Raw genomic sequence first — 14,142 nt, forward strand, 5'->3', positions numbered from 1 at the left:
ATGAGTCTCGACCTCACGGTTGCCGACCGCGACGACGTCGTCCAGGCCCACCCGGCCGCCCCCGACCTTCCACGACTCGACGATCTGCCACCGTTGAGGACGAAACTCCTGTCCACCTTCCGCGGCACCTTCCGCAGCCTGCTGAACAGCATGTGGGACATCCACCTGCACGGCGCGGACAAGGTGCCCACCGACGGCCCCGTGATCCTGGCCGCGAACCACATCGGCACCCTCGACGGCCCGCTGCTGGTGGCGACCACCCCCCGCACCGTGGCACTGGCCAAGAGCGGACTGTTCGACTCACCGGTCGGGCCGTTCCTGAGCGTGGCCGGGCAGATCCCGGTCAGCCGTGACTACGCCGATGTGCGGGCGGTCAAGCGGTGCCTGCACCTGCTGCTGACCGGCAACGTGCTGGCCATCTTCCCGGAGGGCCGCCGGGGCACCGGGGACATGACCGAGCTGCGGGGTGGGGCCGCCTACCTGGCGATGGTGACCGGCGCCCCGATCGTCCCGGTGGCCCTGCTCGGCACCCGGCAGCCCTCGGGCCATGTGAAGTCCACGCCGCCGCTGGGGTCGAAGATGCACATCGTGTACGGTGAACAGGTTCACATTCCCATGCAGGAATGGCCGCGCCGCAAGGCCGACATTGCCGCAGCGACCGCGTACCTCTCGCGGGTCTGCCGCGAACATGTGCGCGTGGCGCAAGAGATGACCCACATGAGCCTGCCCGGGGCCTGACCCGGCCGGGGCTCGAGCACCGAAGGACCCCCCATGACCGAGCCCGGCACCAGCCCCCACGACCCCGAAGCATTCGAGCCCGGAGCGTTCGACCCCGCCGACTACGAACCCGGCGCCTTCGACCTGGACGAGGGTGACTTCCCGGCCGAACTGGTCGGCGAGTTCGAGCTCGGTGAGCCGCTCGCCAAGCCGGTGGTCGCGGTCGTCGGTCGTCCGAATGTCGGCAAGTCGACCCTGGTGAACCGCATCCTCGGCCGCCGCGAGGCGGTCGTGCAGGACGTGCCCGGGGTCACCCGCGACCGGGTCAGCTACGACGCCAACTGGTCCGGCCGCGACTTCGTGCTGGTCGACACCGGCGGCTGGATGTCGGATGCCCGTGGCCTGGCCGCCCAGATCGCCGAACAGGCAGAAATGGCGATCATGGCCGCCGATGCGGTGCTGTTCGTGGTCGATGCCACCGTCGGCACCACCGACGAGGACGAGGCCGTCGTCCAGGTGCTGCGCCGCTCGAAGAAGCCCGTGGTGCTGGCGGCCAACAAGGTCGACGACCAGCGCACCGAAGCCGAGGCCGCCGCCATGTGGAACCTCGGTCTGGGCCAGCCCTGGGCGATCTCGGCGATGCACGGCCGTGGCACCGGCGACATGCTGGACGCGCTGCTCGAGGCCCTGCCGGAAGCCCCGCGGGAATCCATGGGACGGGTCGGTGGCCCCCGCCGGGTGGCGATCGTGGGCAAGCCGAATGTCGGCAAGTCGTCGTTGCTGAACAAGATCGCCAAGGCGCAGCGGGTGGTCGTCTCCGACATCTCGGGCACCACCGTTGACCCGGTCGACGAACTGGTCGAGGTCGGCGGCATCATCTACAACTTCATCGACACCGCCGGCATCCGGCGCCGCGTGAAGGAGGCCTCCGGGCACGAGTACTACGCCAGCCTGCGTACCCAGAGCGCCATCGAACGGGCGGAGGTGTGTGTGGTGGTGATCGATGCCTCCCAGGAGATCAGCGAGCAGGACCTGCGCATCCTGTCGATGGTCGAGGACGCCGGCCGTGCCCTGGTCATCGCCTACAACAAGTGGGACCTGACCGATGAGGAACGCCGCTACTACCTGACCCGCGAGATCGAGCGCGATGTGCACGGGTTCTCGTGGGCGCCGCACGTCAACATCTCCGCGTTGACCGGTCGCAATGTCGACAAGTTGTCCAAGGCGATCGAGATGTCGCTGGAGGGCTGGGAGACCCGCGTGCCGACCGGCAAGTTGAACTCCTTCCTCGGACGAGTGGCTGCCGCCCACCCCCACCCGGTGCGCGGTGGCAAGCAGCCCCGGATCCTGTTCGGGACCCAGGCCCACGCCTGCCCGCCCACGTTCGCGCTGTTCACCTCGGGCCTGTTCGACGCCGGCTACGTCCGCTTCATCGAGCGCCGGCTGCGGGAGGACTTCGGTTTCGCCGGCACCCCGGTGCACGTCGAGGTCCGCGCGCGGGAGAAGCGCAAGAACCGCTGAGGCCGCGGGTTCGGCGGCCACACGCAGACCGGCCCGGACGACCAAGGTGGTCGTCCGGGCCGGTGTGTCGCCCGGTGGGGCAGCCGGGTCAGCGCTTGTAGGCCCAGTGCCAGGGCTCACCGCTGACGTCGTCGTCGAAGCCCCACTTGCCGGCGTTGGCGTTGAGCCAGTTGTACATCGTCGACCCGTAGGGCGAGACCGACACGTCGACGGCCAGACCCCAGCCGTGGTTCGAGGTGCCGGGGCGGGCGGCGAGGTTGCCCTTGCCGGACAGGTACAGGTTGTACAGGTAGACCTGCTGGTCGTAGGTGCGGTAGGCCGACATCGAACCGCTGATCGGCAGGTTCTTGCCGAAGCGGGTCTTGAAGGCGGCGTTCATGGCCTTGAAGTCGTTGATGCAGTAGGTCGACAGGCGCCATGAGCCGAACCCGACCGAGGTGAGCGCCGAAGCGGGCAGCCGACCGTTGGTGTAGAGGTTCTTCGGGTTGCCGCCGACCGAGCCGCCACCGCCGACCAGCTTGGCCCAGGTGGCGGGGCCGACGATGCCGTCTGCGGTCAGGGAGTTGTTGCGCTGGAAGGTGGTCACCGCCGACAGGGTGCCGGGACCGAACTGGCCGTCGACGGTGATGCTCAGGCGGGCCTGCACACCGCGGACGATGTTGTTGTTGTCGCCGTTGCGCACCGTGTTGACCAGGGCACCCCAGGTGGCGGGGCCGACGACGCCGTCGGCGGTGAGGCCCTTGCTGCGCTGGAAGTTGATGACGGCGGTCTTGGTGGCGGGGCCGAAGACGCCGTCGACACCGGTGCGGGTGATGCCCTGGACGACGCGAACCGCACCCCCGGACGAGCCCTGCTTGACGACGGGGTAGTTGGCGGTGACTGAGGTGGCGTAGGCGAACGCGTCGGTGGCCGACAGGATCGGCACCATGGCGCCGGCACCAAGGCCGAGGGCGCCGAGCAACGCGGTGCGTCGGGACAGGGGGGATGAGGGGACAATGGAAAGTGACATGGAGGGGACCTCAATTTCCGATGGAGACCGACCCAGACGGATCGGCTGAGCCGAACCTAACCGGCCCACGGCCCCCGACATGCCGAAACTGAGAAACTCGTGCAGATTCCCTTGGAATCGCGCCGTCCGAGCCCCCGACTTCGCGGATGCGCAGGTTCCATCACCGAATCCACGCTGCCAGTGAAGGGGCTGGGCAGGAACCTGCGCGAACAGGGTGGGTCAGGCAGGTGGTTCGCCCACGTGGGTGTGGACCCGGACGCCCTCGTGGTTGAAGATGCTCAGCACCTCGGTCGGCCTGCCACCGGTACCGGACATCGCATGGGGGACGCGGGTGTCGAACTCGGCCGCCTCCCCTGGGGACAGGACGAGGTCCTGCTCGCCGAGCCTCAGCCTCAACTTCCCCGTCAACACGTAGAGCCACTCATAGCCGTCGTGGACCTTCATCGCGGGGGAGGTGTGGTTGGCCGGGTAGGTGATCCGGAAGGTCTGCACGGGTGAACCTTCGGGCGACAGCGGCGTGATGACCAGCCCGTCGCGGTGGATGGCGGGCAGCCGGACCCTGGGGTCGGGCACCTCGATGCTGACCAGGTCTTCGATGTGGATGCCGAGGTGGCGGGTCAGCGGCAGCAGCAGTTCGAGGCTGGCCTGTCGTTTGCCCGATTCCAGCCGCGACAGGGTGCTGGACGACATGCCTGCCCGGGTGGCCAGGTCCTCCAGGGTCCAGCCGCGGGACAGTCGGGCGGCGCGCAGCCGTGGGCCGACCTGGGCGAGTTCATCCTTCACCGTGATCACCAGCCTCTCGTCCGTTCTTGCTGAAATTGCAAGCGGTCTTGCAATTCTCTCACAGGTCGACTGGAATCGCAGCATGAACCACTCATACGAACCGCACACCTCGCGGTGGGACGTCATCATCGTCGGCGGTGGCCCGGCTGGCCTGTCGGCCGCCCTCATGCTCGGCCGGGCCCGTCGCCGGGTGCTGGTGGTTGATGCCGGCCAGCCACGCAACCGGTTCGCCGACCACATGCACGGTGTCCTCGGCCACGAGGGCCTGCCCCCGGCCGAGCTCGCCCGGCGCGGTCGCGCCGAGGCCGCCGAGTACGGCATCGAGTTCGCCGAGGGGCTGGTGCGTGAGGCTCGCGGGGGAGCCGACGAACTGCACGTCGTCCTGGACGACAGACGCACCGAGGTCACCCGGGCGCTGCTGGTCGCCACCGGCGTCTGGGACGACCTGGCACCCATCCCGGGGCTGGCCGAACGCTGGGGGGGCAGCGTGCTGCACTGCCCCTACTGCCACGGCCACGAGGTCCGTGACCAGCGCCTCGGCGTGCTGGCGCGGACCCCGATGGGGCTGCACCAGGCGCGGTTGTTGCGCCAGTGGAGCGACCGGGTGGTGCTGCTGTGGTCCGCGGACAGTGACCTGGACCCGGCCGAGGTGGCTCGACTGCGCTCCCGGGGGGTCGAAGTGGTGACCGACCCGGTGGTTGAGGTGGTCGGTGAGGGTGACCGGGTCGAGGCCGTGCGCACGGCCGGGGGAGGGTTGGTCGAGCTGGATGCGATTTTCACCGCCGCTACCCTGCGCCCCCACGATGGGTTCCTGCACGAACTGGTCCTCGAGCGCACCGAGGTGCCCGGGTTCGGCTCGTTCGTGGCCGTGGATGCCGGCGGGCGGACGAGCCATGAGCGGGTGTGGGCCGTCGGGAATGTGGTGGCGCCGATGGCCAATGTGCCCATGGTGATCGGTGCCGGCGCGGCCGCGGGAGCGGCGCTCAACGGTTGGCTGGTGGAACAGGAGTTCGACCGGGCCGAGGCGGCCCACAGCCACCACGGAGACGCCTCCCGCGACCCGGCCGAGTTCTGGGAGGCCCGCTATGCCGACGCCGACCGGGTCTGGTCGGGCAAGGTCAACGCCGTGCTGGCCGAGGTGGCTGCCGGCATGACGCCGGGCCGGGCGCTCGACCTGGGCTGCGGTGAGGGCGGGGACGTGGTCTGGCTGGCGCAGCAGGGCTGGCAGGCCACCGCGGTCGACCTGTCACCGACCGCCGTCTCCCGCGGAGCCGCTGCCGCCGAAGCTGCCGGGCTGGCCGAACGCACCCAGTGGCAGGCAGCCGACCTCGCCACGTGGACGAGTGAGCCGCGCTTCGACCTGGTCACCGCCTCGTTCCTGCAGTCGTGGCCCGTCGCGATGCCCCGCGAACAGATCCTGCGCAACGCGACCGGGTTCGTCGCCCCGGGCGGGCAGCTGCTCGTGGTGTCCCACGCGGCGCCGCCGTCCTGGGCAGACCCCGCAAAGGTGGCAGACCACCCGTTCCCGTCCCCGGAACAGGACCTGGCCACCCTCGCCCTGGACCCCGACGAGTGGGAGGTGCTGACCTGTGCGGTGCGCCGCCGCGAGGCGACCGCACCGGACGGCACCCCTGCCACCCTGGACGACTCGGTCGTCCACGTTCGTCGGGTCGGGTGAGGGTTCATCGCAGGCTGCCCATCGCCTGGTAACGCGACATCAGCTGGTGCTGGCTCGGGGTGCGGGAGGCGGGATCGTCAAGACGGTCCCACATCGACGGACGAGGCCGGCGCGCCACCCGGACGCGCCGCCCTCGCGGGGGCAGCGGCAGGATGGAGGTTCGGGGAAGGTCAATGGTGGGTAGGGAAACGGTGTCAGTGGCCATCGCAGGCTCCGTGGTGTTGGTGGGATGTGCGTGGCGCGCCTGTTCCACAGTAGGTGTCCGGGGGTGGTCGGTGCCATCGATTTTCCGCCGGGCGCGGACGCTGGTGGTCGCACAGGTGGCCGGGGTCGGTTTAGACTCGGGCGCACCATTGACGCGTACTTTTCGTACGACTCCAGGAAGATCCACTGATGGCCATCAACTTCGTCTGCATCTCGCCGGGTTTCCCCGAGACGAATGAGCACTTCTGCCGGCACCTGGCCGGGGCGGGTGTGCGGGTGCTCGGCATCGGGGACTCCGACTACCACGAACTGTCCGAGGGCCTGCGCGGCGACCTGGCTGAGTACTACCGCGTCGACAACCTGGAGGACTACGCCCAGGTGCACAAGGCCACGGCCTTCCTGACTTTCCGGCACGGCCAGATCGGCTGGGTGGAGTCGTTCAATGAGTACTGGCTCGAGACCGATGCCCGCCTGCGCACCGACTTCAACGTCACCTCCGGGCACAAGCTCGACCTGCTGCCGGCCATCAAGTCGAAGCGGGCCATGAAGCCGGTCTACGCCCGGGCCGGCGTCCCCACCGCACGCCAGATTGAGGTCACCACGGTGGCTGCTGCCCAGGAGTTCACCTCCGAGGTCGGGTTCCCGGTCATCGTCAAGCCCGAGGTCGGGGTCGGTGCCACCAGCACCCAGCGGATCGACGACGAGGACGACCTGGTGGCGTTCTTCGGCCAGGTTCCGGCCGGCCGGTTCGTGATGGAGGAGTTCCTGGAGGGCGACATCTACTCCTTCGACGCGATCCTGGATGCTGAGGGGGAGCCGGTGTTCGAGGCGGCCACGCGCTGGCCGCCGTCGATCATGAATGTGGTGCTGCAGGGCCTCGACCTGACCTACCGGGTGCTGGACGAGGTTCCCGCGCAGTTGCGCGAACGGGGCCGGGCGACGGCGAAGGCGTTCGGGATGCGGAACCGGTTCGTCCACCTGGAGTTCTTCAAGCTCGACCGCGCGCGGCCCGGGCTGGCCGAACAGGGCGAGTTCGTCGGCCTCGAGGTGAACATGCGCCCGGCTGGCGGGTTCACCCTCGACATGCTCAACCACGCGCGCAGCGCCGACGTCTACCAGATCTACACCGACCTGGTCACCGGACGCGACACCGGCGCGGCGGCCAAGGCCGCGGTCGACCCGAAGATCTGTGTCTACGCCGGACGACGCGACCTGCGTCGCTACCGGTATTCCCGCGACGAACTGCTCGCCCGCTACGAGGGGGCCTTCATCCGCCACCGCCGCAACCCGGCGATGATGGTGCCCCAGATGGGGGATGAGTTCTTCCTGCTGCGCGCCGATTCCGAGGCTGCCGCCGATGAGTTCGTGGCAGATGCCCTTGCGCTGGCGGGTGACGTGGCTTGACGCACGTTTCGTACCACCGCGAGTTCAGTCATGCCCTGGGCCGCGACATGGAGTTCAAGGTGTTCGGACACGGCGGCCAGCCGTGCCTGGTGTTCCCCACCCAGAATGGGCGGTTCTTCGACTACGAGGACCACGGGATGGTCGAGGTGCTGCGGCCCTGGCTCAACGCCGGCCGGCTGCAGTTGTTCAGCCTCGACTCGGTCGATGCGCACTCGTGGTCGGACTTCGGCGGCGACGTGCAGTCCCGGATGGAACTGCAGGAGCGCTACCACCACTACGTCGTCGACGAGATCGTGCCCCTGGCCAAGTCATGGTCTGGCTCGGACCACGGGCGGCTCTGGGGGGAACTCGATGGGCGGCTTCCATGCCGCGATCAGCTTCTTCCGTCGTCCGGACCTGTTCGACACGATGGTGACCCTGTCGGGGCTGTTCGAGGGCAGCCACTTCGTCGGGGACGACCGCTGGGGGTTGGCCCACGACAACTCGCCGGCCTGGTTCGTCGATGCCATGGCAGGTGACCACCCGTGGATGGACCTGTACCGGCAGGGGCGGATCATCGCCGCGGTTGGCCAGGGCGCGTGGGAGGAAGAACTGCTCGCCTCGACCCGCTGGATGGACGAGGTGCTGACCCGGCGGGGGATCGACCACCAGTTCGAGTACTGGGGCCACGACGTCTCGCACGACTGGCACTGGTGGCACCGGATGATGGAGAAGTTCTTCCACCAGCTGATGCCCTGGTGAGCGGGTCTCGCCCGCGTGCCAAGTTGGGCGTGACGGCCAACATCCGGTAGTGTTCTTCTTCGGGTCGAGGACCGCCGTCAGGCGGGAAGTGACCCAGGCGGGCTGTAGCGCAGCTTGGTAGCGCACTTGACTGGGGGTCAAGGGGTCGCAGGTTCAAATCCTGTCAGCCCGACCATTGTGAAGTCTCGGGACATCGTTAACAGATGTCTCGGGACTTCTTTCACTTTTCGGGGCATGGTGGTGGTCCTGGTTGGAGCCGAGTGGCTGGACGAGCGGCTGGGCCGTGTGGCTCAGGTCTGCAGCGCCGGTCCCCGTTTGCAGCCCCAATCCACGTCTGCAGCCCGGGCCTGCGTCTGCGCGTCTGCCAGACGTGCAGACGCATGCTCGGCCCGCAGACGCGAGGAGCCTCTGCAGACGTGGCGCGGGGCTGCAGACACAGTCAGGCGTTGGCCTGGCCGGTTGAGGCGTTCGTCCCGCCGTCGACGGTGAGCACGCTGCCGGTGATGTAGCCGGCGTCAGGGCTCGCGAGGAACAGCACCGGGCCCACCACGTCGTCCGGGCTCCCCGGACGACCCAGGGCGATGCGGTTCCGGACAGGTGCGAGGTCGGCGTCCCCAGCCCAGGCGTCGTGGGTCATGTCGGTGGTGGTGAACGCCGGGGCAACGACGTTGAACCGCACCCCGCGGTCGCCGTAATCAAGCGCGAGTGAGCGCACCAGACCGTTCACGGCGTGCTTGGTGGCGTTGTAGGCCGACTGCCCCCAGTCGCCGGCCAGCCCCGACACCGAAGAGACCGCGATGACGTTCCCCCGGGAGGCCACCAAGTGCTCGGACGCCGCGGTGACAAGGTGGTACAGGCCGTCGACGTTGATCTGGAACTGTGACTTCCAGTCGTCTTCGCCGAGGTCAGTGAGCTGCCCGCCGATGTAGATCGCCGCATTGCTGACAATCACATCCACCCCACCGAAGGTTTCGACAGTGCGCGCCACCAGGGAGTGCACGCTGGCCCGGTCGGCGACGTCGGTGCTCAGTGCCAGCGCCCGTTCGGGACCGTACCCGGCCATCGTCTCCTCGAGCGGCTCAGGACGACGGCCGGCCACGACGACGTTGGCCCCGTTGGTGAGGAAACCGCGGGCGATCTCGCGCCCCATCCCGGAACCTGCGCCGGTGACGATGACGGTCTTGTTCTCGACCGCGTACCGGTTCGACAACTCGACGTGCGCTCGTCCGTGTTCATTCATGACTTCGCTCCTTGGTGTGGTGACATCCAATGGCAACCCATCACCGGCGACGGTTGTTCCGCACGCCAGGCCGCTGCGAGAGGATGGGCCCATGACGCAGTGGGTCGACGAATGGAAACGCCTGGAGGCAGTCGCGCCGGTGGCGCACGGCCCGAGCCATGCCCACGAGTTGCTGCTGAAGGGGTTCCAGTCCTTGGGCGGGGACGAGCGGGCGGCAGCCGTCCGGGCCATCGGGAACGCCGTGGAAAGCGAGGACCGCAATCAGCGAAGTTCCGCGCTGTGGCTGGTGCGCCGGCTGGAGCTGTCCGAACTGCTTCCTGAGTTGCGCGAGCTCGCGGCCCGGCTGGGTCAACGTGACCAGTCCGGGCAGGACGAGGCGGTCAGGGTTCAGCGGTTGATCGACCACCTCGCCGAGGTCGCCCCGGTGAGCCCCGCTGACTTCGAGGATGAGCTGGACCGGTTGACCACGCGCATCCTGATGCCGCTGCGGCCCAGCAAGACCCTCGACGTGCCTGCCCTCGCAGCCCTCCGTGGGCTCGTGGCGGCGAGTCGCCGGGACGGCCTGTTTGATGACCAGATCCAGGTCAGGCTGGCGGGCAAGCTCTGGTTCGTGTTCAGCGCAATGCTGGCTGAGGCCCACCACGCCCACGATCCCGAGCCGATCCTGCGTGAGGCGCACCGGTACGATGAGGTCCCCCTGCGCGCATTCGGCATCTGACCTTGTCCGAGCTACGTGCAAACCCGGGCTGCCGCTGTGGACGTCGAACCACCGTGGTAGTCGTAGTGGATGGACCCAGATCGTTCTGACGCCCCCGGAGAGGCGCCAGCCCTACCGGACAAGCGGATGAGACTGCGCTACGCGGGGGTGTGTCGTCTGTGCGGCACCGACCTCCCGGCCAATGAGCCGGCGATCTATGAGCGATCCACCAAGACTGTTCGATGCATCGAGTGCCCCGCCCCCATCACTGCGGGCGACGCGCCCGGCCGCGAGGCGACGGACGCGCCAGCGGCGCCGGTGGCCGAGACGTCACTCACGCCGTCCGGAGCAGCCGGGGCGTCCGCCCGCCGCGAGTATGAGCGACGCAAAGCCAAGGATGAAGAGCGCCTTCGGCAGAAGTGGGGCAAACTCGGCGGCCTCGCCGTCGCGTTGGCCGACGAGAGGCAGAGCACCAGGGCATGGGCGACCGGAGCAGTGGGGGAGGAGCGCCTCGGTGCTCGCCTCGACTCCGTGGCATCAGACTCGCTCGCGGTGCTGCACGATCGACGCATCCCCGGCTCGAAGGCCAACATCGACCACATCGCCATCACGGCCGGCGGCATTTGGGTGATCGATGCCAAGCGCTACAAGGGTCGCCCTGAGTTGAAGATCGAAGGCGGCATCCTGCGCCCCAGGGTCGAGCGGGTGCTGGTGGGTCGACGTGACTGCACCGAGCTTGTCGACGGCGTCCTCAAGCAGGTCGCCCTGGTGCGGGAAGTCGTGAGCGACATCCCAGTCTCCGGTTCACTCTGCTTCGTCGAGGCTGACTGGCCGCTGATTGGGGGCGCTTTCACCACTCGCGGCGTGCAGGTGCTCTGGCCCGGGCGGCTGCTGAAGCTCATGGCCGAGAGCGAGGGTCCTGTCCAGGTGGCAGCCGTCCGCGAGGCGCTGTCGTCCCATTTCGAGCCGGCCTGACCGCCTCATCTGCAGCCGCACGTGACGTCTGCGGCGCGAGCCTGAGTCTGCGCGTCTGCCAGACGTGCAAACACGCGCAGCGACTGCAGACGTGGACACCGGCTGCAGACGTCACCAGCGGCTGCAGACGCGGACAGCCTCTGCAGACGTCGGGAGCGACCGCAAACGCACACCTCCGGACCCCGGGCCACCCCATCGAAACCCGCAGCCAGGGTTTTCCAAGAGTTCACCGCCGCCACCGCGGAACACGAATACCTTGAACAGAGAACGGCCGCGGAAAAGCCGCGGCCCCTTTCGAGACAGGAAGGCATCACATGTCGGACGACCTCAGCTGGCCCAGTGGTCCTGCCACTGCCCCCTCACAGACCGACCTCGAGCGGATCGACGCCTGGTGGCGCGCCGCGAACTACCTTTCGGTCGGCCAGATCTACCTCAAGGACAACCCCCTCCTGCGTGAGCCGCTGCACCGCGACCACGTCAAGCCCCGCCTGCTCGGTCACTGGGGCACCACCCCGGGCCTGACCTTCCTGTACGCCCACGCCAACCGGGCGATCAGCCAGCGTGGGCTGAACGCGATGTACATCACCGGCCCCGGCCACGGCGGCCCGGGCCTGGTGGCCTCGACCTACCTCGAGGGCACCTATTCGGAGGTGTACCCGGCCGTCAGCCAGGACGTGACCGGCATGAAGAAGCTGTTCACGCAGTTCTCCTTCCCCGGCGGAATCCCCTCCCACGTGGCCCCCGAGACCCCCGGCTCCATCCACGAGGGTGGGGAGCTGGGCTACGCCCTGTCCCACGCCTACGGCGCGATGTTCGACAATGCCAACCAGATCGCCTTCACCGTGGTCGGCGATGGTGAGGCCGAGTCCGGCCCGCTGGCCACCTCATGGCACTCCAACAAGTTCGTCAACCCCCAGCGCGACGGCGTCGTCCTGCCGATCCTGCACCTCAACGGCTACAAGATCGCCAACCCGACGGTGCTGGCCCGCATCAACGACGACGAGCTCGAGGCACTGATGCGCGGCTACGGCCACCAGCCCCTGTTTTTCACCGGCGGCTTCGACGATGAGGACCACCTGTCGATCCACCAGCGCTTCGCCGCGGTGCTGGACGAGGCCCTCGACCGGATCGCCGAGATCAAGCAGCAGGCCGCCGAGGATGCCGCCGCCGGCCGCGAGACCGAGCGCCCGGCCTGGCCGATGATCGTCCTGCGCACCCCCAAGGGCTGGACCGGCCCCAAGGAGATCGACGGCCAGCAGACCGAGGGGTCCTGGCGTTCCCATCAGGTGCCGCTGTCCAATGCCCGTGACACCCCCGAACACCTGGCCGACCTCGACAACTGGCTGCGCTCCTACCGTCCCGACGAGCTGTTCGACGACGAGGGCAAGCTGGTCGCCGACGTCGCCCAGATCGCCCCGGTCGGGATGGCACGCATGTCGGCGAACCTGTCAACCAACGGTGGTGCGGTCCTCAAGCCGCTGCGCCTGCCCGACTTCCGCGACTACGGCGTGGACGTTCCCCACCCCGGCGGCTCGGTCAGCGAGGCCACCAAGGTGCTCGGCACCTGGCTGCGCGACGTGGTGCGCGACAACCCCGACAACTTCCGCATCTTCGGCCCCGACGAGACCGCCTCCAACCGACTGCAGGCCGTCTACGAGGTCACCGACAAGCAGTGGAACGCGAACTTCGAGGAGCACGACCACAGCGAACACCTGGCCCGCGCCGGCCGCGTGATGGAGATGCTGTCCGAGCACCAGTGCCAGGGCTGGCTCGAGGGCTACCTGCTCACCGGTCGCCACGGCATGTTCTCCTCCTACGAGGCGTTCATCCACATCGTCGACTCCATGGTCAACCAGCACGCCAAGTGGCTGAAGGTGACCAACGAGATCGAGTGGCGCCAGCCCATCGCCTCGCTGAACTACCTGCTCAGCTCACACGTGTGGCGCCAGGACCACAACGGCTTCAGCCACCAGGACCCGGGCTTCATCGACCACATGGTCAACAAGAAGGCCGAGATCGTCCGGGTCTACCTGCCGGCCGACGCCAACACCCTGCTGTCGACCTACGACCACTGTTTGCGCTCCAAGCAGTACGTCAACGTCGTGGTGGCCGGCAAGCAGCCCAACCCGAACTGGCTGACCATGGAGGAGGCCGTGGTCCACTGCACCCGGGGCCTGGGCATCTGGGACTGGGCGGGCACCGAACGCCCCGGTGAGAACCCCGACGTGGTGCTGGCCTGCGCCGGTGACATCCCCACGATCGAGGTGCTCGCGGCGGCGAAGATCCTGCGCGAAGAACTGCCCGACCTCAAGGTCCGCGTGATCAACGTGGTCGACCTGATGCGCCTGCAGGACGACTCCGAGCACCCGCACGGCCTGTCCGAGAAGGACTTCGACGGCTACTTCGGTGAGAACATCCCGGTGGTGTTCGCCTACCACGGCTACCCCTGGCTGATCCACCGGCTGGCCTACCGCCACGACCGCAACTCGCGCATCCACGTGCGCGGGTACAAGGAGGAGGGCACCACGACCACGCCCTTCGACATGCTGATGCGCAACGACACCGACCGCTTCCACCTGGTGATGGACGTCATCGACCAGGTGCCGGGGCTGAGCACCCGCTACGCCACCGTGCGCCAGCGGATGGTCGACACCCGCATCGAGGCGCGCGCCTACGCCTACCAGCACGGTGAGGACCACCCCGACATCGTCACCTGGCAGTGGGGTGATGGGGGAGACGCGGTCGATGGAGTCCTCACCGACACCGGCGGCGACAACGACTAGCTGGAGCAGCGCTCAGCCCCAGTTGGCGGCACTGGTCACGCAGAAGGGGTGACCTGCCGGGTCGAGCAGGACGACCCAGGTCTCGCCCGGCTGCTCGTCCGGGCGAGTGGCGCCGAGTTCAACGCAGCGGTCAGCAGCCACCTCGACCTCGTCAGCAGCGAGGTCGAGGTGGAACTGCTTGTGCCCGTCGTCGGGCCAGCTCGGTGCGACGTAGTCGGGCACCACACCGATGCCCAGCGCGTGCGAGGGCCCGGTGAGCATGGCGTAGTTGTCGTCCTGGAAGGCGATCGGCCAGTCGAGGACGGCCGACCAGAAGGCGGCCAGCGGCGCCACCTCGGCGGCGTCGAGGGTGATCATGGCCAAGCGGGCAACGGGAGTAGTCATGTCTGC

The 14,142-nt window shown here is 68.4% G+C and carries 13 protein-coding genes and 1 tRNA gene; 9 read left to right on the top strand and 5 right to left on the bottom strand.

Annotated elements, in window-relative coordinates; all coding sequences use genetic code 11:
• Together ACQE3C_RS00880 and der are read left to right on the top strand one after the other, a co-directional pair.
• Entirely contained in the window at positions 1–738 is a 738-nt protein-coding gene (locus ACQE3C_RS00880) for a lysophospholipid acyltransferase family protein (protein ID WP_434537306.1), read from the top strand.
• Between the two features lie 33 nt (positions 739–771).
• The gene (der, locus tag ACQE3C_RS00885; RefSeq protein WP_434537307.1) at positions 772–2,238 is read left to right on the top strand and encodes a ribosome biogenesis GTPase Der; all 1,467 of its coding nucleotides are present in this window, start codon (positions 772–774) and stop codon (positions 2,236–2,238) included.
• 88 nt (positions 2,239–2,326) lie between these two features.
• Here the strand turns inward: der and ACQE3C_RS00890 are convergent, their stop codons facing one another.
• Positions 2,327–3,247 (bottom strand): peptidoglycan-binding protein, encoded by a 921-nt coding sequence (locus ACQE3C_RS00890; RefSeq protein WP_434537308.1) that lies wholly within the window; start codon positions 3,245–3,247, stop codon positions 2,327–2,329.
• Between the two features lie 219 nt (positions 3,248–3,466).
• A complete protein-coding gene (locus tag ACQE3C_RS00895) occupies positions 3,467–4,039 on the bottom strand; it encodes a helix-turn-helix domain-containing protein (RefSeq protein ID WP_434537309.1) in 573 nt (190 codons plus the stop codon).
• A 73-nt stretch (positions 4,040–4,112) separates the two neighbouring features.
• Between ACQE3C_RS00895 and ACQE3C_RS00900 the strand changes: the two genes are divergently transcribed.
• On the top strand, positions 4,113–5,708 hold the full coding sequence (locus tag ACQE3C_RS00900) for an FAD-dependent oxidoreductase (protein ID WP_434537310.1): 1,596 nt from the start codon (positions 4,113–4,115) through the stop codon (positions 5,706–5,708).
• Positions 5,709–5,712: 4 nt separating this feature from the next.
• On the opposite strand, the gene ACQE3C_RS00905 is transcribed toward ACQE3C_RS00900, so the two are convergent.
• On the bottom strand, positions 5,713–5,913 hold the full coding sequence (locus ACQE3C_RS00905; RefSeq protein WP_434537311.1) for a hypothetical protein: 201 nt from the start codon (positions 5,911–5,913) through the stop codon (positions 5,713–5,715).
• A 188-nt stretch (positions 5,914–6,101) separates the two neighbouring features.
• On the opposite strand from ACQE3C_RS00905, the gene ACQE3C_RS00910 reads away from it, so the two are divergent.
• The 3 genes from ACQE3C_RS00910 to ACQE3C_RS00920 all read left to right on the top strand — a co-directional run bounded on the left by ACQE3C_RS00910 (position 6,102) and on the right by ACQE3C_RS00920 (position 8,232).
• Positions 6,102–7,316, top strand: a complete 1,215-nt coding sequence (locus ACQE3C_RS00910) for an ATP-grasp domain-containing protein (protein WP_434537312.1) — start codon at positions 6,102–6,104, stop codon at positions 7,314–7,316.
• A gap of 351 nt (positions 7,317–7,667) precedes the next feature.
• Positions 7,668–8,057 (top strand): hypothetical protein, encoded by a 390-nt coding sequence (locus tag ACQE3C_RS00915; RefSeq protein ID WP_434537313.1) that lies wholly within the window; start codon positions 7,668–7,670, stop codon positions 8,055–8,057.
• Positions 8,058–8,155: 98 nt separating this feature from the next.
• Positions 8,156–8,232: transfer RNA gene (locus ACQE3C_RS00920), tRNA-Pro, on the top strand.
• Positions 8,233–8,496: 264 nt separating this feature from the next.
• Here the strand turns inward: ACQE3C_RS00920 and ACQE3C_RS00925 are convergent.
• The gene (locus ACQE3C_RS00925; RefSeq protein ID WP_434537314.1) at positions 8,497–9,297 is read right to left on the bottom strand and encodes an SDR family NAD(P)-dependent oxidoreductase; all 801 of its coding nucleotides are present in this window, start codon (positions 9,295–9,297) and stop codon (positions 8,497–8,499) included.
• A 91-nt stretch (positions 9,298–9,388) separates the two neighbouring features.
• Here ACQE3C_RS00925 and ACQE3C_RS00930 point away from each other — a divergent pair, with 91 nt between their 5' ends.
• From ACQE3C_RS00930 to ACQE3C_RS00940, 3 genes are all read left to right on the top strand, one after another.
• The gene (locus ACQE3C_RS00930; RefSeq protein ID WP_434537315.1) at positions 9,389–10,015 is read left to right on the top strand and encodes a hypothetical protein; all 627 of its coding nucleotides are present in this window, start codon (positions 9,389–9,391) and stop codon (positions 10,013–10,015) included.
• A 126-nt stretch (positions 10,016–10,141) separates the two neighbouring features.
• A complete protein-coding gene (locus ACQE3C_RS00935) occupies positions 10,142–10,969 on the top strand; it encodes a nuclease-related domain-containing protein (RefSeq protein ID WP_434537316.1) in 828 nt (275 codons plus the stop codon).
• 314 nt (positions 10,970–11,283) lie between these two features.
• Positions 11,284–13,752 carry a phosphoketolase family protein gene (locus tag ACQE3C_RS00940; protein WP_434537317.1) on the top strand — a complete coding sequence of 823 codons (2,469 nt, stop codon included), beginning with the start codon at positions 11,284–11,286 and terminating at the stop codon, positions 13,750–13,752.
• A gap of 12 nt (positions 13,753–13,764) precedes the next feature.
• On the opposite strand, the gene ACQE3C_RS00945 is transcribed toward ACQE3C_RS00940, so the two are convergent.
• Positions 13,765–14,136: a VOC family protein gene (locus ACQE3C_RS00945; protein WP_434537318.1), complete on the bottom strand. Its 372-nt coding sequence runs from the start codon at positions 14,134–14,136 to the stop codon at positions 13,765–13,767.
• Positions 14,137–14,142: the final 6 nt, after the last annotated feature.

It is taken from the genome of Aestuariimicrobium sp. Y1814, assembly GCF_050113895.1.
Taxonomy (GTDB): Bacteria; Actinomycetota; Actinomycetes; order Propionibacteriales; family Propionibacteriaceae; genus Aestuariimicrobium.